The 20,519-nt window shown below is 61.7% G+C and carries 20 protein-coding genes, 1 tRNA gene and 2 pseudogenes; 6 read left to right on the top strand and 17 right to left on the bottom strand.

From position 1 onward, the window contains the following. Positions 1-67: 67 nt before the first annotated feature. Entirely contained in the window at positions 68-1,225 is a 1,158-nt protein-coding gene (locus AC0KW6_RS15785; RefSeq protein ID WP_474035269.1) for an IS110 family RNA-guided transposase, read from the top strand. Positions 1,226-1,748: 523 nt separating this feature from the next. Here the strand turns inward: AC0KW6_RS15785 and AC0KW6_RS15790 are convergent. From AC0KW6_RS15790 to AC0KW6_RS15815, 6 genes are read right to left on the bottom strand one after another with little or no spacing between them, the layout of a single operon-like run. Beyond that, positions 1,749-3,305, bottom strand: a complete 1,557-nt coding sequence (locus AC0KW6_RS15790) for a cryptochrome/photolyase family protein (protein WP_474035356.1) — start codon at positions 3,303-3,305, stop codon at positions 1,749-1,751. A gap of 19 nt (positions 3,306-3,324) precedes the next feature. Further along, the gene (locus tag AC0KW6_RS15795) at positions 3,325-3,873 is read right to left on the bottom strand and encodes a DUF3833 family protein (RefSeq protein ID WP_474035357.1); all 549 of its coding nucleotides are present in this window, start codon (positions 3,871-3,873) and stop codon (positions 3,325-3,327) included. After that, positions 3,870-5,096 carry an MFS transporter gene (locus tag AC0KW6_RS15800; RefSeq protein WP_474035358.1) on the bottom strand — a complete coding sequence of 409 codons (1,227 nt, stop codon included), beginning with the start codon at positions 5,094-5,096 and terminating at the stop codon, positions 3,870-3,872. Before AC0KW6_RS15800 ends, AC0KW6_RS15795 begins: the two co-directional genes overlap by 4 nt. A gap of 2 nt (positions 5,097-5,098) precedes the next feature. Then, entirely contained in the window at positions 5,099-5,590 is a 492-nt protein-coding gene (locus tag AC0KW6_RS15805; RefSeq protein ID WP_323780398.1) for a hypothetical protein, read from the bottom strand. After that, positions 5,583-6,740: a class I SAM-dependent methyltransferase gene (locus AC0KW6_RS15810; RefSeq protein WP_474035359.1), complete on the bottom strand. Its 1,158-nt coding sequence runs from the start codon at positions 6,738-6,740 to the stop codon at positions 5,583-5,585. The genes AC0KW6_RS15805 and AC0KW6_RS15810 overlap by 8 nt, the downstream gene beginning before the upstream one ends. After that, positions 6,679-8,028, bottom strand: coding sequence for an NAD(P)/FAD-dependent oxidoreductase (locus AC0KW6_RS15815; RefSeq protein WP_474035360.1), 1,350 nt, complete (start codon positions 8,026-8,028; stop codon positions 6,679-6,681). The genes AC0KW6_RS15810 and AC0KW6_RS15815 overlap by 62 nt, the downstream gene beginning before the upstream one ends. Before the next feature lie 124 nt (positions 8,029-8,152). On the opposite strand from AC0KW6_RS15815, the gene AC0KW6_RS15820 reads away from it, so the two are divergent. Next, a complete protein-coding gene (locus AC0KW6_RS15820) occupies positions 8,153-8,917 on the top strand; it encodes a DUF1365 domain-containing protein (protein WP_323780407.1) in 765 nt (254 codons plus the stop codon). Between the two features lie 4 nt (positions 8,918-8,921). After that, positions 8,922-9,647 carry an SDR family NAD(P)-dependent oxidoreductase gene (locus AC0KW6_RS15825; protein ID WP_323780410.1) on the top strand — a complete coding sequence of 242 codons (726 nt, stop codon included), beginning with the start codon at positions 8,922-8,924 and terminating at the stop codon, positions 9,645-9,647. Between the two features lie 42 nt (positions 9,648-9,689). Here AC0KW6_RS15825 and AC0KW6_RS15830 read toward each other — a convergent pair whose 3' ends face one another. Beyond that, on the bottom strand, positions 9,690-10,325 hold the full coding sequence (locus AC0KW6_RS15830) for a ChrR family anti-sigma-E factor (RefSeq protein ID WP_474035361.1): 636 nt from the start codon (positions 10,323-10,325) through the stop codon (positions 9,690-9,692). Continuing rightward, complete coding sequence (locus AC0KW6_RS15835; protein ID WP_474035362.1) at positions 10,326-10,955, bottom strand: sigma-70 family RNA polymerase sigma factor; 630 nt, start codon at positions 10,953-10,955, stop codon at positions 10,326-10,328. It abuts the gene before it with no gap. A 156-nt stretch (positions 10,956-11,111) separates the two neighbouring features. Between AC0KW6_RS15835 and AC0KW6_RS15840 the strand changes: the two genes are divergently transcribed. Next, entirely contained in the window at positions 11,112-11,828 is a 717-nt protein-coding gene (locus AC0KW6_RS15840) for an SDR family NAD(P)-dependent oxidoreductase (protein ID WP_474035363.1), read from the top strand. 97 nt (positions 11,829-11,925) lie between these two features. Here AC0KW6_RS15840 and AC0KW6_RS15845 read toward each other — a convergent pair whose 3' ends face one another. Continuing rightward, positions 11,926-12,129 carry an AMP-binding enzyme gene (locus AC0KW6_RS15845; protein WP_474035364.1) on the bottom strand — a complete coding sequence of 68 codons (204 nt, stop codon included), beginning with the start codon at positions 12,127-12,129 and terminating at the stop codon, positions 11,926-11,928. A gap of 65 nt (positions 12,130-12,194) precedes the next feature. Here AC0KW6_RS15845 and AC0KW6_RS15850 point away from each other — a divergent pair. Then, positions 12,195-12,428, top strand: a pseudogene (locus AC0KW6_RS15850) (transposase); the annotation flags it as partial. A gap of 131 nt (positions 12,429-12,559) precedes the next feature. On the opposite strand, the gene AC0KW6_RS15855 reads toward AC0KW6_RS15850, so the two are convergent. The 6 genes from AC0KW6_RS15855 to AC0KW6_RS15880 form a co-directional block, all read right to left on the bottom strand. Further along, positions 12,560-12,634 (bottom strand) — tRNA-Gln (locus tag AC0KW6_RS15855). Positions 12,635-12,933: 299 nt separating this feature from the next. Then, positions 12,934-14,865 carry an acyl CoA:acetate/3-ketoacid CoA transferase gene (locus tag AC0KW6_RS15860; RefSeq protein WP_474035365.1) on the bottom strand — a complete coding sequence of 644 codons (1,932 nt, stop codon included), beginning with the start codon at positions 14,863-14,865 and terminating at the stop codon, positions 12,934-12,936. Between the two features lie 234 nt (positions 14,866-15,099). Then, a complete protein-coding gene (locus tag AC0KW6_RS15865; RefSeq protein ID WP_474035366.1) occupies positions 15,100-17,214 on the bottom strand; it encodes a peroxidase family protein in 2,115 nt (704 codons plus the stop codon). A 201-nt stretch (positions 17,215-17,415) separates the two neighbouring features. Then, on the bottom strand, positions 17,416-18,315 hold the full coding sequence (locus AC0KW6_RS15870) for an ATP-binding protein (protein ID WP_416361559.1): 900 nt from the start codon (positions 18,313-18,315) through the stop codon (positions 17,416-17,418). Next, on the bottom strand, positions 18,312-18,587 hold the full coding sequence (locus tag AC0KW6_RS15875) for a hypothetical protein (RefSeq protein WP_474035367.1): 276 nt from the start codon (positions 18,585-18,587) through the stop codon (positions 18,312-18,314). The genes AC0KW6_RS15870 and AC0KW6_RS15875 overlap by 4 nt, the downstream gene beginning before the upstream one ends. Positions 18,588-18,612: 25 nt before the next feature. Beyond that, positions 18,613-19,065 carry a cytochrome-c peroxidase gene (locus AC0KW6_RS15880; RefSeq protein ID WP_323781501.1) on the bottom strand — a complete coding sequence of 151 codons (453 nt, stop codon included), beginning with the start codon at positions 19,063-19,065 and terminating at the stop codon, positions 18,613-18,615. Positions 19,066-19,275: 210 nt separating this feature from the next. Between AC0KW6_RS15880 and AC0KW6_RS15885 the strand changes: the two are divergent. Beyond that, positions 19,276-19,741, top strand: a pseudogene (locus AC0KW6_RS15885) (Crp/Fnr family transcriptional regulator); the annotation flags it as partial. A gap of 201 nt (positions 19,742-19,942) precedes the next feature. Here the strand turns inward: AC0KW6_RS15885 and AC0KW6_RS15890 are convergent. Both AC0KW6_RS15890 and AC0KW6_RS15895 read right to left on the bottom strand, forming a co-directional pair. Continuing rightward, on the bottom strand, positions 19,943-20,143 hold the full coding sequence (locus AC0KW6_RS15890; protein ID WP_323781503.1) for a hypothetical protein: 201 nt from the start codon (positions 20,141-20,143) through the stop codon (positions 19,943-19,945). Positions 20,144-20,253: 110 nt separating this feature from the next. Beyond that, positions 20,254-20,484 (bottom strand): DUF982 domain-containing protein, encoded by a 231-nt coding sequence (locus AC0KW6_RS15895; protein WP_323781506.1) that lies wholly within the window; start codon positions 20,482-20,484, stop codon positions 20,254-20,256. Positions 20,485-20,519: the final 35 nt, after the last annotated feature.

Genomic DNA, 20,519 nt, shown 5'->3' on the forward strand with positions numbered 1-20,519 from the left:
AACAGATCCCATGATTAGTGGCGCAGAGCGGATAGGCTGCGCCATGCCAATGATAGGAGAACTGGTCATGTCGTACTCACTCAATACGCCGAAATCTGTTCAATACGACCGCACGCTTGTCCTTGCGATCGAGTTGAGCAGCAAGTCTTGGGTCCTGGCGGCACAAGTGCCTGGTCTGCCGCAATCTAAGACCAGAACTATGATCGCACCTGATAAGCTGGCCCTTGAAACGGCAATCGATGGGTATCGGACCCGTGCCGCCGCCGCTGGCTCTCGAGTCGATCGTGTGATCGCGATTTATGAAGCTGGATGGTCCGGATTCTGGCTGGCGCGATGGTTGATCGCGAAGGGCGTGGAGGTCCACGTTGTCCAGCCTTCGAGTGTTCCAGTTGATCGCCGCATGCGCCGCGCCAAATCCGATGGTATAGATGCCGAGTTGCTTCTCCGCACTCTGATGGCGTGGCTTTGCGGAGAACCGCGGGTCTGTTCCATGGTGCCAATCCCGGACGAAGCCGACGAGGATGCACGGCGATGCATCCGCGAGCGAACGGAGTTGATCTCCGAGCGGATCAGCCTGACCAACCGGATCGGCGCCGTACTGGCGACATTAGGCGTCGAGGGTTACAATCCGCTCCTCCAGAGTCGCCGGCATCGATTGATGGATTTGCGCACCGGGCTCGGTGAGCCGCTGCCGCCGAACGCATTTGCAAAGATTGACCGGCTATTGAGCAGGCTCGAGCTCGTGCTCACCCAGATCGCTCAGCTGGAACGGGAGCGTGATGCCGTGGTTAAGGAACCCGCTGCGGATGAGGCCGGAAAAATGATCCAGCAGCTTTGCCGGTTACGCGGTATCGGGGTGCAGAGCGCCACCGTGCTGGTTCGCGAGGCTTTCGTGCGCCACTTCGCCAATGGCAAGGCGTTGGGATCGTATGCTGGTCTTACGGCGACGCCCTACAACAGCGGTGGAGTAGAGCGTGAGCAAGGGATCGGGAAAGCCGGAAACAGGCGGCTTAGAACGACGATGGTCGAACTGGCGTGGCTCTGGCTACGCTACCAGCCCGGTGCCGCGCAGGTTACCTGGTTCCGGGAGCGAACAGGCCAGACCGGCCGGCGTGTGCGTAAGGTGATGATCGTTGCGCTTGCCCGAAAGCTGCTGATTGCCCTTTGGCGGTTCGCCACTGATGGAGTGGTCCCACACGGAGCGACCTTGGGACCCGCCGCCTGACAGCTAATGAGATCAGGCTGCTTTGCGACGGCATGGCGGCTTGGTGACCGAGGGAACGTCGCCGTTGTCCGGCGTGGCACAATAGATGCCGTTTTCACAGAGTGGTGCCGTTCTTTTGGAGTTCTCCGGTCCCGAATGCGGGACAGTGGTTGGGATGCTGGTCCCGCCGGATGTGAGGTTTGCAGACAAGGGTCTGCCGAAAGAGAGCTCACCTCGAGCGCCGATGAAGAAATAATACCATTGACGGAGACATCATCATGTGAGGCCGGACACACGTCTGCTTTTGACCAGTGCGAAACCAAATCAAAATGCCTTGCAATGCTGGAGCTATCCACACAAGCCATTCGTTGCGAGTGCGAAGTGGCCGGTGGATCAGGTGAAAATTTCGTCCTTGGATGTGTCAGCATCCAAGACGCGGATATTTCGACTAATGGCCAGAATTCCAAAAGGTGAATTCCCCAGCACTTACAGAGTTGCCGATTGAAACGCGATCCTTCAACGGGCGCAATGATATAAGGCAATGTTATTCGTCACAATTCCGCTCCAGCACCTGCCGGGCAGTTTCCAGATATTCGTCTTGTTGTCCGGCACTCATCCTGTCCCAGGTGCTGTAGACCTGCCTCAAGCGAGGGTTATCGCGCAGCTTGGCTTGGTTGCGAGCCAGGAAGTCCCAGTAGAGCGGGTTGAACGGGCAGGCTCCCTCACCGGTCTTGCGCTTCACGTCATAGCGGCAAGTTGGGCAGTGGTCCGACATTTTGTTGATGTAGTTGCCGCTGGCGGCATAGGGTTTCGAGCCCAGCAGACCGCCATCGGCATACTGGCTCATGCCGATCACGTTGGGCGCCTCGACCCATTCATGGGCGTCGGCGTAAACCGCCAAGTACCATTCATGCACCTGATGCGGGTCGACGCCCGCCAGCATGGCGAAATTCCCCGTCACCATCAGCCGCTGGATGTGGTGCGCATAGGCTTCGTCGCAGGTATGGTTGATGGCGGCAGCCAGGCAGGCCATGTCTGTGTCGCCTGTCCAGTAGAAGCCGGGCAGGGGGCGGGTGGCTTCCAGAAAGTTCCGCTCGGTATAGCCCGGCATGTTGAGCCAGTAGATCCCGCGTACATATTCTCGCCAGCCGATGATCTGGCGGATGAAACCTTCTGCCGCATTGAGCGCCGCGTGCCCTTCGTAATAGGCCCGCTCCACCCGGCTGCAGACCTCCAGCGGCTCCAGCAGACCCGCATTGATGTAGTGAGACAGGACGGAGTGGTAGAGGAACCGTTCCCCCTCCAGCATCGCATCCTGGTAGTCGCCGAAATTCGGCAGCGCCTCCCCGGTGAAGCGCTCCAGCGCCGCCAGCGCATCCTCGCGGGTCACTGCAAACCAGAACGGGCGTAGGGTGCCGAAGTGGTCGCCGAACTGCGACTCCACCAGATCCAGAACCTCCTCTGTGATCTCATCGGGGCTGGTTTGCGGCGGCTCCGGCAGCGTCAGGCCGTCCTCTGCGGGCTTGCGGTTTTCGTGATCGAAGTTCCATTTGCCGCCTTCCGGATCCTCGCCGTTCATCAGCAGCCCGGTTTCGCGGCGCATCTCGCGGTAGAAATACTCCATCCGCAGCTGCTTGCGCCCCTCGGCCCATTCGCCAAACCGCTCATGGGAGCAGAGAAACCGGCTGTCCTGTTGCATATCCAGGGGAACATCCGCCGCCTCCGCCCAGTCCTGAAGGGCAGATTTCAGCCGGTATTCGCCGGGCTCGGTCACAACCACGCGGGCCAATGGATGCGCCTCGCGCAGGCGGTCGATTTCACCGGTCAGGCTGCCGGAGTTATCCGGGTCGTCCAGCCGCACGTAGTGCACCTGCCAGCCGTCCTCCTTTAGCGCCTTGGCAAAGTGGCGCATTGCCGAAAACAGAAATGCGATCTTCTTCTTGTGGTGCTGTACGTAACCGGCTTCCTCCGCAACTTCCGCCATCAGGACGATGTCGCGGTCAGGGTCCGCGCCCTTGAGCGCGGCGATGTTGCGGCTGAGCTGATCGCCCAGAATGAGGATGAGGCCGCGGCTGCCGGATTGATCGTCAAATGGGGGCATCGGGTATCACCGTCAGGGGTTAGCTGGCAGGCCGCATGGTGGCGACCAGTTCCGCAACCTTGAGGCCGAATTTGCGCATCTCGGACTTGTTCATGATCACCCCGTCAGCTGTGAGATACAGCCAATCGGTGGCTTTAAGGGTGTGACCGCCTGCGCTTTCGGGCAGGATGATCTCGTAGGTCAGCTGCATGGTGGAGCCGGACACGATGCCCTTGGCCTCTCCGGCCAGGTCATCGGCCGTAGCGGTGAATGTATTGTCCGGCCCGAGGGTGAGGAACCATATCCGGCTTTGGGTGACGCCGTTGGAATAGGTGAACTCTTCGCTCAGCGTGCCGGTTTCCCCGTCCCATTCGCCCACCATTTTGGCGGTGAAGCTGTTGGTCATCTTGCCAGTTGGGCCGAAAATCACCCCCTCCGACAGGATCTCGCCGGACAGATGCTTGGTCAGGATGAACTGCGGGCCGGAGTCCGCATAATCCTGCGGCGACTGGAAACGGAAGCTGAACAGGTAGGTTTTCGCGAACATCACAAGCACGATGATGGCAAGGGCAAGGGTCAGGAGTTTCATGCGGTTGCTCTCTCTGATGGCAGGGTCAGGGCAAAGGCGAAAGCGGCGGTTTTCAGAACGCAGGGCAGCACGGCATAGGCCAGGGCAAGCGCGCTGAGCGCCCGGGCGCTGTTGTCCGCCCCGGGCTGGAAGCCCTGCTGCTCTAGCAGCGGCAGCGCCAGGGCGGCGGCAAGGGCCAGCGCCAGCTTGCCGGCAAAGGACCAGATGCCGAAGGCGGCGGAGGCGTTGAGGCCCGCGCGGGTCAGCGCGATGCTGAACATGGCGGGCAGCAGTACCATGTCAGCGCCCAGGGTGGCGCCCGATACCGCGCAGATCACCGCAAAGCCCAGCACGCTGCCCGGCCCCAGAAAGGCCGCGCCGGCAAAGCTGGCGATGGCCAGCGGCATGGCAATCAGCAGCGTCTGTTTCGCCCCGATCCGCTGGCTGAGGCGCGCCCACAGCGGCACGCTGAGGCCAGCGCTCAGGAAGAACAGCACCAGCAGCGGCCCTGCGTAGGCGGGAAGGTTCAGCCGGTCCTCGACAAAGAACAGGAACAGGGTGGAGGTCAGCGCCACCGGCAGGCTATTGAGCACTGCCAGTACCAGCAGACGCACCGCGCCGGCCTGGGTCAGGGCCAGGGCTGACAGCGGTTGGCCGGTGACAGCCGGGCGCCTCCACATGGGCCGGGTGGCCGCGGCGGTGAACAGGGCAAAGCCGCCGAGGGTCAGGCCAAAGGCGGGATAGCCCTGGCCCGCGGCTCCGAGCGCCACCAGAACCGCCGGTGCGATGGCGGCAAAAATCACGCCGCTGAGCATGCCCGCCTCGCGGAAGGCGGCCAGCGTCATCAGCTCGCGCGGGGTGGATTGTTTGGCCAGCGTGGCGCTGCGGCCATAGAGCAGGATCATGCCAAGACTGTAGGCCGAAAACAGCAGCAGGAGGACCAAGACCAGCTTAAGCACCGCCTGCGGGCCCGCCGTCAGGCCGAACAGCAGCGGAAAGCCGACGGCCAGCCCACCCGTCGCCGCCAGCGCGAACCAAAGCTGCGCCCCGGGCCAGCGGTCGATAGCCCAGCCGATCAACGGGTCCTGCACCAAATCAAACAAACGGATCACCAGCAGGATGCCGCCAAGCGCCCCCAGGCCGATCCCCAAATTCACCGAGGCAAACTGCGGCAGGTGAATATAAAGCGGGATCCCCGCCGAGGCGAGCATCATCGCATAGAGGCTGACGCGGGGGTACAGCATCCTCAGCCCAGAAGCGCGCGGGTGAACCGAGCGGAGCGGGTGTTTGCGCCGACAAAGATCGACATGAAGCCGCGCTTGATACCGGGCTGGCTCAGGGTGCAGGCGGTGCGTCCATTGCGCAGGAACTTCACCCGGTCAGGTCCCTGGCTGACGGCCAGATACCGGTCGCCGGGGGAGACGGCCTGAAAACAGGCCTCAAACCGGGCGCGGGCCGGGGCGGGCTGCCCCAGCCGCCGCATTTCGCGCAGGGTTGCCTCGACCAGATCCTTCTGGCTCAGCCGACGCTGATAGGTCAGCTCGATGCCGAAATCCTGCGACCAGTCCAAGGGCGCGGCGCCCCTGGTGAACAGCCGGGCCTGATAAACCGGAAAGCCAAGGAACCGGAATGTCCCAGCGCCGCGCTGTTCCGCCCCCGGCAGCAGCGATTGCACAGGGGAGGCAAAGCCTGCCGCCGGAACCGCCAGCAGGCAAAGGGTCAACAGCAGCCTACGCATGGGCCAGCTCAACCTGCACAACATTGGTGTGGCCGATGGCAAAGGAGGCTGCACAGATCTGCAAATAATACTGCCAATTGCGGAAGAACGCCTCGCCATAGCCCAGTTCCGCGATCCGGCGCTTCTGCACGGCAAGGCGCTGGGCCCAGATCCGGCAGGTGCGGGCATAATCCTGCCCGAAGGCAAAGCTGTCCGCGACCTGCAGCCCGGCCGATTTTGCCTGCTGCGCGATCACCTGGTCGGACAGCAGCATACCGCCGGGAAAGACATACTGGCGGATGTAGTCGGAGGAGGTCCGGTAGGCCGGAAAGAAGTCGTCCCGCACGGTGATCGCCTGCAGCAGCACTCGGCCGCCTTCGGCCAGACTGTTCTTGAGCTTGGCGAAATAGCTGGGCCAGTAGCGTTCGCCGACGGCCTCGATCATCTCTATGGAGACGATATTGTTGAACTTGCCCTCGATATCGCGGTAGTCGCGCAGCTGGATGTCGGCACGCCCGTCGAGGCGGCTCTCGGCATAGCTGTGCTGGTTGCGCGAGATGGTGACGCCGGTCACGTCGCGGCCCTCGGTGCTGGCCTGTTCGGCAAAGCCGCCCCAGCCGCAGCCGATCTCCAGCACCCGCTCGCCGCTGCCCAGCCGCGACAGGATACGGGCGTTCTTGCGGCTTTGTGCCTGGGCGAGATCATCGCCGTCAGCGCCAAACAGGCCGGAGGAATAGGTCATGCCGTCATCCAGCCACAGCTGGTAGAACTCATTGCCGACATCGTAATGGGCGCGGATGTTCTTGCGGGCGCCGTGTCTGGAATTTGCCCGCAGCAGGGTGTCGACGAAGCGGAACTTGGCCCGGTTCAGCGGGCTGGCCTGATCGTAGCTGCCCAGGTGCTCGCGGTTGCGCATCGCCAGTTGCATCAGCCCCTCGACGGACGGGGTGTCCCACAAGCCCTGCACATAGGCTTCGCCCAGCCCGATCTGGCCGTGTGCCGCCATAGCGGAGACAGCGGCCCAGTCGTTGATCTGTATTTCGGCCTCGGGGCCGCGGTCGCCGAATTCATACCGTGCGCCATCCGGGGTGCGCAGCGTCAGCCGCCCCTCACGCAGTCGCGCGCAGACCGTCACAAATTCCGACTGAAGGGCTTTGTCCGTGAATGCCATGATCTGTTCCTTTGACCAGAAAGGGGGTGAGAGAGTTCATCATGCGGACAATCCGCATGGCGCTGGCGATGCCGTCTTCGTGGAAGCCGTGGCGGTTGTAGGCGCCCGCGAACCAGGTGTTGTTCTGTCCCTGCATCGCCCGGATCTGGCGCTGGGCGCGCAGGGCTGCCTTGTCAAAAACAGGATGCGAAAACTCCACCCGGTCATAGATCTTGTCCGCCGGGATGGGCCGGGTGGGGTTCAGGGTCACGAACAGTGGATCACTTTCCGGGATGCTTTGCAGCCGGTTCATCCAGTAGGTAACGCCGACTCCGCCGCCCTGGCTGCGGTAGGCCCAACTGGACCAGCAGCTGCGACGTTTGGGCATCTGGGCTTCGTCGCAGTGCAGCACCGCCGTGTTCGGCTGATAGCGGATTGCTCCAAGCGCGGTGGACTCAGGCAGAGTGGCATCAGAGCCAAGGATGGCCAGCGCCTGATCGGAATGGCAGGCAAGGATGATGTCATCAAAACCGCGCGGGTCCGCCCCCTGCGCCTGCACCGATACACGGCCGCCCCGGCGGATGACACTTTGAACCGGGCAGCCGGTTCGGATCTCGCAGCCGCGGGCAATCAGCGCGGTTTCCAGACGGCGGACATATTCGATGCTGCCGCCCTCGACGGTCCACCACTGGTGTTTGCCGGTGCCCGCCAGCAGCGCGTGGTTGCGGAAGAAGCGGACCAGCGACTTGGCCGGGAAGGCATCGACGTCGGTGACAGGAGTCGACCAGATCGCGCCGCACATCGGCAGCAGGTAGTGATTGCGGAACCAGCTCCCGAGGCCCAGCTCCTCCACCAGCTCGCCGATGGTCTTGTCATCATCTGTGGCGGCCGCCTCGGCCCGTTTACCGAAACGCACGATATCGGCGACCATCTTGTGGAATTGCGGGCGCACCAGGTTGCGTTTCTGCGCGGCCAGCATGCGCAGGCTGTTCAGCCCGTATTCCAGCCGGCCGTCATCGATGCTGGCGCAAAAGCTCATCTCGCTCTTGATCACCGGCACGTCCAACTCGCGGAACAGCCGGGTCAGGTAGGGGTAAGTAACGTAGTTGAAAACGATGAAGCCGGTATCCACGGGCTGATCGCCATTCTTTCCCGCCAGCACGGTGCGCGCATGGCCGCCCAGCCGGGGCGCGGCTTCAAACAAGGTAACATCATGTCGTTCAGACAGGAAATACGCCGCGGACAGCCCGGAAATGCCGCCTCCCACGATGGCAATCTTGCGGCGTGGTCCCTGAGTTTGATCCAGCATGCGTCGGTTTTCCCTTGCTGTTGTTTAGACCGGATACGCCGTCGGCAAGAATGCGGATCACTTCGTTCCCGAAAAAACTGTGTTAGCGGGTGATCCGGCGCAGAGGCGGCTGCGTATCCGGTGTATGATCGAACATATTGCAGCACAGACATTTCACGCGCGTCGGGGCAGCCTGAAGAATGCCTTCCGCTACGGCGTGGACTACATTCTGACTGACATGACCCATGGCTCGCCGCCATTGCTTTCACGCAACCGCTTCAACCTGTTATCGATCCACGACCGCCGCCACGGCGGCCCCCGCGGCAACGGGCGCGGCGTCGCCTGGTTCCGCGAGGAGCTGGAGCGGCGCGGTTTCCCCATGGAGGGCGCGCAGCTGCTGCTGCTGACCCAGCCGAGTTTCCTGTGGTTCCATTTCAACCCGGTCAGCTTCTGGATCGCGGTCAAGGATGGCAGCCCGCGTGCCTTTATCGCTGAGGTGAACAACACCTTCGGCCACCGCCACTGCTATTTCGCGGCCCATCCCGATTTCCGCCCGATTGAGCGCAGCGAGGTGATCGATGCGGAAAAGCTGATGCATGTCTCGCCGTTCCAGCAGGTGGCCGGGCGCTACCGTTTCAATTTCGGGATGACTGAAGATGCCGTCAACATCCGGATTGACTATACCAACGGGGCCGAGGGCGTGCTGGCGACGCTGAACGGCCTGCGCCGCCCCGTCACCACCTGCGGGCTGGCGCGGGCCGCGCTGCGCCGGCCGCTGGGGGCGGCGCGGGTGGTGGCGCTGATTTACTGGCAGGCGCTGAAGCTTTGGGTCAAGCGCGCGCCCTTCCTGAAAAAGCCCGCGCCGCCGGAACCGCTGATTTCAGACAGTTCAACGTTTTCGGGAGGCTAGGCGCGTGACGCAATTCGCAGGCAAGACTTTCTGGCTGGTCGGCGCCAGCCACGGGCTGGGGCGCGAGGTTGCCCGGCGGCTGGACCGGGCCGGCGCCCGGCTGATCCTGTCGGCGCGGTCGGAGGATGCGCTGAACGAGCTGGCTGGAGAGCTGCGCCAGGCGGAGCCGGTGCCGCTGGATGTCACCGATCTGGAGTCGGTTGCGAATGCCGCACAGCAGGCCAGGCCGGTTGATGCGCTCCTGTACAACGCAGGCGCTTATGAGCCGATGCGCACCCAGGACTGGGACAGCGAGGCGGTGCTGGCAATGAGCGACGTGAACTTCACCGGCGCGCTGCGGGTTCTGGGGCAAGTGGTCCCAGGATTTGTCAAGGCGGGCCGGGGTGATATCACGCTGGTCGGCTCCCTGGCAGGATACCGGGGGCTGCCCGCATCGATCGGCTATGGCGCCAGCAAGGCTGCGCTGATCAGCCTTGCCGAGACTATGCGCCACGACCTGAAGGATAGCGGCGTCACTGTGCGCGTGGTCAACCCGGGCTTCATCAAAACCCGGCTGACGGACAAGAACAGCTTTAAGATGCCGCAGCTGATGGACCCGGAAGACGCCGCCGGACATGTGGTTGCCGCCATGCAATCGCACCGGTTCAGAACGGATTTCCCTCGGCCATTTTCTTACGCGATCAAGGCACTTGACCTGCTGCCCGACTGGCTGGTTTACCGCGGGAAGTAAGGCTGGCCGCCCGTTAACAGCGGCAGCCTCAAACCAACTTCGTCAAATTCGGAACAGCGGCTGCAGCAGGCGCGGGATCAGCGCCTTAAACCGCAGCGGTGCATCGGTGGCTGCCAGGCAGACGCAGGGATCGCCAGCATCTGCAACCGGTGTGTGCTCCAAGGTCTCGTCGCCGATCTCGACGTCCCCGACACCAAACCGCCCGGTTTCGTCGCTGAAGCTGCCCTGCAGCACCAGGGTAAGTTCCAGCCCGTTGTGGCTGTGATCCGGCACCGCTTGGCCGGCGGGGATGTAAAGCAGCCGCGCGGAGCCGTAGTCATCTTCGAAGAGGATGTCCTGCTTCACCCCCATGCCCAGCGTGCGCCACTTTGGCGGCCGCCCTTTAAGCGACTGCATCACCGGCCCAGGGTAGATCCCCTTTGCGTCATAGACCGGTTCCGGCGCTGCAGGCTCATCCAGCTGCGCCAGAAGGTTCGATTTTGCGCCTTCCTGCATCGCCACGCAGGCGGCCCCCTCCAGAAGCGCGCCGCCAACCGCCTGATGCGCGCCAAGCGCTGCCTTGCAGTCGCGGCAAAGGGACAGGTGGCTGGAAACAACCATGGAAAAAGCATGCGGCAGGCTGCCCGCCGCATAGGCCGCGATCATCGGATCGGGGATGTGATGTGTGATTGCAGGCATTCAACGCAATCCTTTTAGTTCCTTGCGCAGCCGCCCAAGGCCAAGGCGGATACGCGACTTTACTGTACCCAGCGGCAAGCCCGTCTGGGTGCTGATCTCCTGATGGGTCAGATCGCCGATATAGGCTTTTTCGATCATTTCCTTCTGGTCGGGGTGCAATTGCGCGATGGCTTGCTTGAGGTGCAGGGATTCCTGCTCCAAGGCCAGGATCTGGCTGGCATCGGGCTCTGTACCGGGATCTACTCCCAGCTCATCGGGGACAGGCCGACTTTCCTTGCGAACAATATCGATATGACGATTGCGGGCAATCTGGTAAATCCAGGCAGACGCCTGCGCCTTGTGCGGGTCAAACATCGCTGCCTTGCGCCAGATGGTGAGCATAACGTCCTGGACAATCTCCTCGGCCAGCGCGGGGCGGGCGCCGCAGCGGATCACAAATCCCTTCAGGCGCGGGGCTAGGTGATCAAACATGTCACCGAAGGCTGCGCGGTCGCGGTGATCGCGCACGGCCAGTAACCAGATAGTAAGCTGTGAGTAGTTTTTTTCTTTTGACACTACTGCTTTGTCCTCAAGGAATGCCCGAAGCACAGCGTTTTTAACGGGCGGTCTGTCCAAGTTTAGTGTCAGCATAGTCCTCATACGGACCGGTGTGAAAGTTGGATCATAGGCGGCCGTGATTTTTTCGGCTCCCTCCAGCCCGGCTGGGCGTCCAGGGCATCAAGGACTGATCCGCTTTCGCTTACGGAGCGTACCAAACGCAAACCCTCAATAAGAAGGTGCCTGGTCATGGAGAATATTGTTGTCAGCGGCGGGTCCGGGGCGATCGGCTCAGCTTTCCTGAGTGAACTGGCGCAGAAATACCCGCGGGCCCGCATACACAGCCTGTCCCGCAGTCCGGCAGCCCAAGCCCCGGCCGGTGTTCAGACGCTGCAGGTGGATTATCTGGATGAAAACAGCTTGCAAGCCGCAGCGGAGCAGGTCGCCGGGATAGGCGCGGTTGATCTTGTGATTCTGGCGAGCGGGATCCTGCATACGGGGGATATCATGCCGGAAAAATCCCTGAGAGAGCTGATCGCTGAGAAACTCCTGGCGCTCTTCACGGCCAACACGGTGGCCCCGGCCCTGACCGCAAAGCACTTTCTGCCCTTGCTGCCGCGTGACAGGCGCGGGGTTTTTGCCGCTCTGTCCGCCCGCGTCGGCAGCATCTCCGACAATCATCTGGGCGGCTGGTATTCGTACCGGGCGTCCAAAGCCGCGCTGAACATGTTCATCCGCACTGCCGCGATTGAAATCCGCCGCAGCCACCCGGAGGCCATTGCCGTAGGGCTGCATCCCGGCACAGTGGAAAGCGGCCTGTCCCAGCCGTTTCTGCGCAACGCCGCCCCGGATAAGTGCTTTTCGCCGCAGTATTCGGTTTCCCGGATGATGGCCGTGATCGACGCCCTGAGCCCTTCTCAAAGCGGGCACTGCTTTGCCTGGGACGGAAGCCGCATCGATCCCTGAACCGAAATGGGGAACAAGGGGGCGGCGCCAGTGGTGGCCGTCCCAGAAGAGTATCGAAAACACACGCCCGGTGCTTGCGCGGTCAGGGCGCCGCAATTCACTTCGGCTGCTCGCGCAAGGCAAATTTCTGGATCTTCCCAGTCGGGGTTCTCGGTATCGCCGTAAAGACGAACCTGCCCGGAACCTTACAGGGCGCAAGTCGGTCACGGCACCAGCTGCGCAGTATATCCGCATCGGCCTCCTGCCCCTTGGCCAATTCGACAAAGGCACATGGGGTTTCGCCCCATTTTTCATGCGGCATGGCTTTGTTGCGCAAAGGCTGGATGAGGGATTCATCTCGTGAATACAGCATGGTAGCCGGCTTTCATGGGCAGCCCCATCCCGCCGAGCTACAAGACCAAGAACTGGCCGGCCTGCAACGCAGCGTTGAAGCAGTGCGGCTCCCTTGCGATCTGGTTCGATCCAGAGATGGCCTGGGTGCCGCCACCAACGAGCAAGCGTGGACGGCAACCGCAGTATAGAGATGCCGCGATCCAGACCTGCCTGACGATGAAAGTGCTCTTCGGTATGTCCCTCCTTCAGACGACTGGATTTGTGGAGAGACGGACCGCTTGCGTGCATAGCGCGCAACGCATTGTGTTACACTCTGTGTCACAGTTTCAGATGGCTGAGACACAGAGTCTAAGCTGAGCCTGGGAAAGCTCTTATTTTTTTGACTTTTCAGAGAAAATTGGCTGGGGTGGTAGGATTCGAACCTACGATACACAGTACCAAAAACTGCTGCCTTACCACTTGGCTACACCCCATCGGTGAGGCGCTGTCTAAAGTTTGTTGCTGGGGGGTGCAAGAGGGTTTTTGAAAAAAAATGCAGTTCCTGACCCGCTCTCTTCAAGAAATCTGCACACCCCCGGATTTTCGTCAGCCGGCGACGGTCTGATGCCCTTGGAAACCGTAGCTGCCTCAAGGGCTTATTGACCCTTTGCGTAAAATTTCAGAGCGTCAGCCAACAGCAGGAAAGAGGGATCAGGCCGCTTCATTCCGGCGCGCACGGGCTGGTGCGGACGGGTGGCCAGCCCGGCAAGGGCTGGCGCAGTCTGTCACCCTGTCAGGATCCCCAGATGGCCTGATGCGCTTCCTCACCGCTCTCGAAAATATGCGGCTGCACTCCGCGGCTGGCGAGGGTCCCCTGCATTTTCAGGCGCATGAAAGCGCTGGTGGTGTAGTGAGCGATCGAGGCGCTGTGGCGTTCCAGTGTCCGGCCGACCACGGCTGCGTAGGCATCTTGCAGGTCCTCGGCAATGCGGAAGCCGTTCTGGTTCACCACCATGTTCACATCCCCGCCGCTTTTGGCAAAGGCATCCTGCAGGACCCGGGCGAGGTCCTCGACGTCGCGCTTCTTCTTGACGCTCCAGCCTTCGAGGTTGAGGAACATGGTGTGACGAACCGCATCATAGGTGACCCGCTCCGACAGGTTCAGGTTCAGCAAGTCGTTCATCAAGCCCATCGGCTCATCTTGGAAAATGCGAGGATCCATTTGGGTGACATTCTCGATGATCGGCTTGAACTCCATCTGATCAAGAATATCCCTCTGCAGGTCGATGCCGGGCGCAATTTCGACCAGCTCCAGCCCATTGGGCGTCAGCTGCAGCACGCAGCGTTCGGTCACGTAAAGCACCGGTTGCGAGCGTTGCGAGGCGTAAGGTCCTGAAAAGGTGATCTGTTCGATCAGCCGGACGAACTTCTTGTTGCGGCCCTCCTGCACAATGCGCAGGTTGCCGTCCTCAACCGCGACTTTCAGCCCGCCAGCGGTGAAGGTGCCGGCAAAGACTACAGCGCGGGAGTTCTGCGAGATGTTGATAAAGCCGCCGCAGCCGTTCAGGCGGCCCCCGAAACGGGAGGCGTTGACGCTGCCTTCGGCATCGCATTCAGCCATGCCGAGGCAGGTAAGGTCGAGGCCGCCGCCATCGTAGAAATCGAACATCTGGTTCTGGTCGATGATGGCGTCGGCATTGGCTGAGGAGCCGAAGCTGGAGCCGCCTGCCAGCACGCCGCCGACCGCGCCGGCCTCGGTGGTGAGGGTGATGTAGGGGGTGGCCTTCTCCTCGTTCGCCACCGCGGCGACGCCGTCGGGGGCGCCGACGCCGAGGTTGACGGCCCCGTTGGGCGGCAGTTCAAAAGCGGCGCGGCGGGCGATGATCTTGCGCTGGTCCAGCGGCATTTTGGCGATGCCTTCGACCGGCACCCGGATTTCACCGGACAGGGCAGGGTTATGCTGCACGCCATAGTTCATCCGGTGCATGTCCGGGTCATCGGCGAGGCAGACGCAGTCCACCAGCAGGCCGGGGATCTTCACGTCCTTGGGTTTGATCGAACCGTCCTCGACGATACGCTCCACCTGGGCAATGACGATGCCGCCATTGTTGTGCGCGGCCATCGCCTGCGCCAGGCAATCCAGGGTCAGCGCCTCGCGCTCCATGCTGATATTGCCGGAACGGTCGGCGCTGGTGCCGCGGATAAAGGCAACGTCGATCTTGGTGGCTTTGTAGAACAGCCAATCTTCGCCATCGACTTCGACATGTTTGACAATGTCTTCCTCAGTCACACTGTTGACCTTGCCGCCGCCATGGCGCGGGTCGACATAGGTATGCAGGCCGACTTTGGAGAAAAGCCCCGGCTGGCCCGCGGCGCAGGCGCGGTAAAGCTGCGAAATTACCCCCTGCGGCAGGTTGTAGCCGCAGATCTTGTTCTCCTGCGCGGCCTGAGCAACCTTGGGCATCCGGCCGAAATTACCGGCAATCACCCGGCGCAACAGCCCATCGTGGTGCAGCCGCCCGGTGCCCAGCCCCTTGCTGTCGCCGGCGCCTGCGCACATGATCAGGGTCAGATCGCGGGGCGCGCCTTCATTTACAAACCGCTTTTCCAGGGCCGCGTGCAGCATTTCGGGGATGCAGCTTTGCACAAACCCGGTTGTGGTCACGACATCCCCGTCCCGGATCAGTGCCATGGCTTGTTCGGTGGTGGTGGTTTTGTCTTTCATGGCGGCGCGTCCTCCCCGATGCCTGTCGCCTTCCGCCGGGGCATTGCGGCCTTGCGGAAACTGATTGGGCATTCTAGGCGCAGGCTAAACGGCGCCTGTCCTTTGATTGCGTCAGCCGATGGGGGACATACGACATCCGGTCCACCGGCATGCGGGGAAGTTTCCGATTGGCGGCCGGCCGTTGCCGATGCGGCGGGGCTCGTTCAGGTTGCCGGCGCGTCAGGCCGGTTGTGGTCAGAACAGGCTGTCGCCGGCTTGAAACCAGTCGCCGATGCAGATGTCCTCCAGCAGCAGGGACCAGTTTGCACCATCTGAAATTTTCATTCCGGCTTCCGAGTCCTCGATAAACAAGGTGCGGCGCATCGGCCCGGTTACCTTGATTTCGTCCTGGCCGAGTTCAAAATCCGTGATGGTATCATTACCGTGGTGCCGGGTCCGGAACAGAAAACAGTCGCCGCCGGCGCCGCCAGTCAGCAGATCATTTCCGGATCCGCCAGTCAAAGTGTCAGCATGCAAGCCGCCGTCAAGCGTGTCGTTGCCTTTGTTGCCGGACAGTTCGTCCATGCCGCGTCCGCCTGACAGCTCGTCCATGCCGCGTCCGCCTGACAGCTCGTCGTTGTCCCGCCTTCCCGCAAGATGATCCTTGCCGGTGCCGCCAAACATAAAATCCTCCCCGGATCCGCCATTCAAATAGTCCCGGCCAGCGCCGCCATTCAAGCAATCATCACCTCTGTTTCCAGACAGGCTGTCCTTGCCGCCCCCCCCCTGAAGGTCATCGCCGCCTGCTTGGCCGGCCAGGCTGTCTGCACCTTCTCGGCCGAACAGGAAATCGCGTCCGGCACTGCCTTCAAGGGTGTCGTCGCCACTGGTGCCGGCAGCTCTGTCCATCGCTGTGAATATGTCTTTTTGAACGGCGCTGATATTGGTGTTGCGTAAAATGATATCCGACAGGTTTGTTTGCCATAGCGCCTTCAATTCGCTGGCAGGAATGCCTTCGCGCCCTTCGCTCCAAAAGGGATCGCCGTCGCGCAGGCGGGTGAACTGGTCCACCATCACCGTGGTAAAGGTTTCCCCAAGCAACCCGCCGCCGGACGGGTCTTCTGCCAGCCCGCCAGCCCAGGCATCGACCTGATCGGGCTCGCCGTATGCCTCCTCCAGCTTGGCCGCCAGACCGGTATCCTGCGTGATATCGCTAAAGTTATCTGCCCGGCCAAGGCCAAGCGCTTCCCTCAGGCCGTTATAACTTGCGACACCCAGGTCGCGCCCGCGTTGAATGTTCAGTGCCGCCAGATCAAGCCCGCCCGCGCCAGGCGGGCCGAACAGGAACGAGCGCACATCCTCGACCACCATTGTGTCTATTGCCTCGGACGCCTGGGCAGCTGCGCCGCGCATGACGTTTTCGATCATATCCGGTTCCTGCAGCAGATGCGGCTGAAAGAACGCATCCCGCAGCGCCAGCGGGCTTGCAACGCTTCCGTCAGCGCCAACCATCTGCAGGTTCGCCGGCAACAGCGTATGCCCCAGACGGAACACGGCAGTCGAAAACTCGATTGCAATGCCTGGGTTCACGGCCGGGTCATAGCCCTGATAGGCCCCCAGCGCGTCCTGGCCGATCAGGATAGGGAGAAACTCCTTGAAGGTGACACTTTGAACCAGTGCTTCGACCCTGGCGCGGGCTGCCTCAAACAGCTGGTCGTCGGTCAGATCAGGATCCCTTGCAGCCAGTTCCCCGACCATTCGATTGTGCTCCCGCGTGAAAATCGTGTGCATCGAGGACAGCGCCACATTTTCTGCAGCGCGGACGTCCCCGGTCAGGAAGCCATCGCCATCCCGGTTCAGATACCCGTTCTTGGTCATCCGCAGCCTGCCGCCTTCGTCCCGCATTGCGGCAGCCGTTTCCACCGTCGAGCCATAGATCATGGAAGCGTCGATAAATGCGGTGATCTCATTAAGGTACTCACCGTCTTGCGGTGCCACGCGGGTAAAGGGGATGATTGCCTCACCGGTGCCGAAAGGATCGAAAAAGGGATCTCCCGCCGGGACTTCGATATCTGCGGCGGTCTCGCTTTCTGCCCCGGTCAGCGATAGGTCATGGTCCAGAAACTGCCCCCAGATCCACAGGAAATCCGACGCGCCGGCAGCATTTACGGTGCCGCCATCTTGCGCAGAAAGGATGTTGGAAATCTCACGCGGGTTGGGCCGGTCGGCCCCGGACATGCCACCATCAGAGGTCAGGCCGCTAGGTGCCAAATGCAACAACCCGGTACCGGTTGCCCCCCAGTCTGGATTATCGGAATGTGTGGCATAGCCATCAGCGGGACGCGCGGCCCCGATCTGTAAATTGGACATGTGATCCCCCAATCACTCATTAACTTTCACCAAAAGTGCCATTGTGCGCGGCTCGCTGTCCCTGTGCGAGCGGCGCCGGCAAACGCCTGCCCGATCCCGGAAATGCAACCAAGCCGGGACTCAGGCAGACCGTCATTGTATCACGGTTTCGTGTGTTTTTGTGCAGTTTCGTGAGCATTGAGGCTGGTCAGCCCCAGTGCATCACAGCTGAAGCAAAAGGCCGGGCAGCACCGCGGCGGCAGCCGGGGTGGCGGCGGCGTTCACGACCTCCTGCAGCGTTTGCAAAAGCAGTTTGTTGCGGGCGGGCTTCATCAGCACACGCAGGGTCTTACACTCCTTCAGTGCTTCATATTCAGCCAGCATCTGGCCGCCGGTGCAGAAAACAATCGGCAGGTCCCTGCACCCCGGCAAGCTTTGCAAATTCTGACACAGGCTTCTGGCTTGCTCCAACGGCAGGCTGGTTTCGACCAGCACCAGATCCGGCTGCCGCTGCTCCGCAGCCATTGCGGCCACCTTTTCCAAAAGACCGTCGATGCTCTGAAGCGCGATTGTGCCTGCCCCCCAGAGAGCCAGTTGGCGCAATCGCGCGTCACGGGCAAATGCCAGGTCCGCAGCAACAGCCACCAGTTTGCCTGCAAGCGGCGAGGCAAGGGGCGGCACCGGAGCGGCGACCGGCAGCGTCAGGCAGACAGTGAAGCAGGACCCTTTGCCAGCCTCCGAACTCAGATCGATCCGCCCGCCCATGGCCTGCGCCAGGTGCGACGAAATGGCCAGGCCCAGACCGGTCCCCTCAAACCGCCGGGCAGTGGTGCTTTCGACCTGCTCGAAGGCATGAAAGATTTGGCCGATGCTGTCCTCGGGGATACCGACACCGGTATCGCGCACATCAATGCACAGGGGAATAGCATGGTTGGCGTCGTAATTGAGAGTGATACTGATAAAGCCTTCCAAAGTGAACTTTACTGCGTTGCCCACCAGGTTCATCAGGATCTGCCGCACCCGGCCGCTGTCTCCGATGAAGACCGCCGGCGTGTTTTCCGGGATGTCGATACCGATCTCCAGCCCCTTGGCGGTCGCGCCAGCAAAGCGCTGAGATCTCAGTTGATTTCCTTGAGATGCGCTTGAAACTGGCTGGCCACTTCTTCCTGCGGGATCAGCCGCGTCATCGCCAGAACATCTTGCGCATAAACTTCGGCGGTAATGATGCCAGTGCTGACACCGCTGGCGCGGCGGATCACCTCAAGCGAGGTTTCCAGAACCCGGTCTTTCCGGCTGGATGCATACATCGCCATCCCGCCGATCAGGAGTGCGGCGAGCAGCGCTGCAACCGCAATCACCAGAACCGGCAGCACGGTGGAGCGTTTGATATTCATCGGCGGGGAGCCTCAGCCATGCGCATCAGTTTGCGGGCAAAATAGGGGATGGCACATTGGTTTCCATATCCGTCAGCGTTTGCAGAAAGGCAATCAGGTTGGTAATTTCCTCTTCGGTGACCGCAAAACCTTTGATACCCGGCGTCCGGGCCGCCTTGGCCGCGCCGCGGCCGGCATAATGGCGGACCACGTCCCGCAAGGAGGGGAGCGAGCTGTCGTGCATGTACGGCGCCCGCACCGTCATGTTGCGCAGCCCGGGGGTCTTGAAGCGGTAGTTCCGCTCCGGATCCGGCGGGGTCAGGCCGCCGCCTGGGTCGGTTGTTTGCATCCCGAAGTCATACAGCTGGTTGTCCGTGAACATCCAGCCGGAATGACAGGACTGGCAATTCGCCCGCCCGTTAAACAGCGCAAAGCCGCGTTTGGCCGCCTCAGATAGTGCCGTTGAATCTCCCCTTGCCCGGCGGTCAAAACCGGCCACGCCGCTGACAATCGTGCGCGGATAGATGGCGAGTGCGGTCAGGATGGTCTTCTTGCGGATCCCACGCCCAGGGAACAGGCGCTCGAATCAGGTTTTGTATTCGTTCACCGCAGTCAGGCGGGCTTTGACGCCAGGGTGACGGCATCGAAATTTCCGAACGGAACCGGCATTTTCGCCGCGCCGTAACCAAAGATCATCTCGTGGATATGCCAGCTGTTCGGCATCGCACCGGCGCTGAACCGCGACACCTATCCTGCCGCCGCGGTGGCGGCATCGGAATCGCTCGGCCGTCCTGGCCGGAGCGGCTGTGGCCGGAGTTCACCGCAAAATACGAAGGGTTCGCCACTGAGAGCTTCAGCACTCTGGGCCGGCGCCAGGGGGAGATGCAGACCCGGATCACCGAATTGGCCACCCAAGCCCTGGAGCAGCGGGTGGCAGCAGCGCTGCTCAGAATGGTGACCCAATCGGGACGCAAGGTGGAGGAAGGGATCGAGATCGCCTTCCCCGTGACCCGCCGCAATATATCCGAGATCACCGGCACCACGCTGCATACGGTGAGCCGCCTGTTGTCAGCCTGGGAGAAAAACGGCATCGTGCAGTCCGCCCGAAAGCATATCCTGGTCACCGACCGCACCGGCTGGTGATACTGAGCGGCGCGCAGGGGGAGGGCGGCTGAAAGACCGGGAGGTGGCCTGCTGGCTGCCCTGAAAACTTCAAAAACAGGCGGTCGGAAAGCCGAGAGGGCCTGGTGTCCTGGTCGTGCAGGCAATCTTGGCACAGAGCAGCTGTAAAGGCCATTTACTGCAATTGCCGCCAGGGGCTGGCTTGCGGCTGGCTATGCCCGGTGATCAGTTGACATGAGCCTTCTCGCCCAAAGTCATTTCTGCAGCGGGTCTTTGGGGGGCTGACTGCCGTGCTCATATTGAAGCCGGGTCCGTTTCAGGCGTTCAATTTTGCTGCGCCGAAGTTCGTTTTCGTCGTCCAGGATTTCCCGCGCTGCACGCGTGGTCTTTTCGATCGCTGTTTCCTTGCGGGGCAGACCGGCCAGGCCCAATCCCTCGATATTAAGCTTGGTCATCTTGTCACTCCTAGTGGGTTGGTTCGGGGGAAGGGATAACGAGCGGGCGAAAGTTCAGTTCAGATTTTCTCTCTGGTGCGGCAGGGGGCCGGTGAGTGAGGCGCGATGATCTAAGCGGAGGCGGCGGAGTCCGTTTGATACCCAGCGGTGTCAACTGCAGAGAGAAAAGCTGCGCGGGCGGTGCCGACGGGAGCGAGACAGTCCATGACGGCGTCGATTTTCTCAATCGCTATGTTTCTGTTGTGATCAGAAACCGGCCAGGCTCGCTGCAACCAGAAGTGGGCTTGTTCAATAGTTGTGATTTTTCGTGTCCGGCCTTCCGAGGGCAGGAAAATAGACATGGGAGTACCCCAAGAGATTTCTATCAAGATTGTTC

It is taken from the genome of Leisingera sp. SA215, from assembly GCF_055902035.1.

Bases quoted from the DNA above. Each gene is read 5' to 3' on its own strand.
- AC0KW6_RS15835 (WP_474035362.1), bottom strand. From the start codon at position 10,955: ATGCTGACACTAAACTTGGACAGACCGCCCGTTAAAAACGCTGTGCTT.
- AC0KW6_RS15875 (WP_474035367.1), bottom strand. From the start codon at position 18,587: ATGAATATCAAACGCTCCACCGTGCTGCCGGTTCTGGTGATTGCGGTT.
- AC0KW6_RS15865 (WP_474035366.1), bottom strand. From the start codon at position 17,214: ATGTCCAATTTACAGATCGGGGCCGCGCGTCCCGCTGATGGCTATGCC.
- AC0KW6_RS15785 (WP_474035269.1), top strand. From the start codon at position 68: ATGTCGTACTCACTCAATACGCCGAAATCTGTTCAATACGACCGCACG.
- AC0KW6_RS15795 (WP_474035357.1), bottom strand. From the start codon at position 3,873: ATGAAACTCCTGACCCTTGCCCTTGCCATCATCGTGCTTGTGATGTTC.
- AC0KW6_RS15830 (WP_474035361.1), bottom strand. From the start codon at position 10,325: ATGCCTGCAATCACACATCACATCCCCGATCCGATGATCGCGGCCTAT.
- AC0KW6_RS15860 (WP_474035365.1), bottom strand. From the start codon at position 14,865: ATGAAAGACAAAACCACCACCACCGAACAAGCCATGGCACTGATCCGG.
- AC0KW6_RS15810 (WP_474035359.1), bottom strand. From the start codon at position 6,740: ATGGCATTCACGGACAAAGCCCTTCAGTCGGAATTTGTGACGGTCTGC.
- AC0KW6_RS15805 (WP_323780398.1), bottom strand. From the start codon at position 5,590: ATGCGTAGGCTGCTGTTGACCCTTTGCCTGCTGGCGGTTCCGGCGGCA.
- AC0KW6_RS15815 (WP_474035360.1), bottom strand. From the start codon at position 8,028: ATGCTGGATCAAACTCAGGGACCACGCCGCAAGATTGCCATCGTGGGA.
- AC0KW6_RS15820 (WP_323780407.1), top strand. From the start codon at position 8,153: ATGATCGAACATATTGCAGCACAGACATTTCACGCGCGTCGGGGCAGC.
- AC0KW6_RS15790 (WP_474035356.1), bottom strand. From the start codon at position 3,305: ATGCCCCCATTTGACGATCAATCCGGCAGCCGCGGCCTCATCCTCATT.
- AC0KW6_RS15890 (WP_323781503.1), bottom strand. From the start codon at position 20,143: ATGACCAAGCTTAATATCGAGGGATTGGGCCTGGCCGGTCTGCCCCGC.
- AC0KW6_RS15845 (WP_474035364.1), bottom strand. From the start codon at position 12,129: ATGCCGCATGAAAAATGGGGCGAAACCCCATGTGCCTTTGTCGAATTG.
- AC0KW6_RS15800 (WP_474035358.1), bottom strand. From the start codon at position 5,096: ATGCTGTACCCCCGCGTCAGCCTCTATGCGATGATGCTCGCCTCGGCG.
- AC0KW6_RS15895 (WP_323781506.1), bottom strand. From the start codon at position 20,484: ATGTCTATTTTCCTGCCCTCGGAAGGCCGGACACGAAAAATCACAACT.
- AC0KW6_RS15840 (WP_474035363.1), top strand. From the start codon at position 11,112: ATGGAGAATATTGTTGTCAGCGGCGGGTCCGGGGCGATCGGCTCAGCT.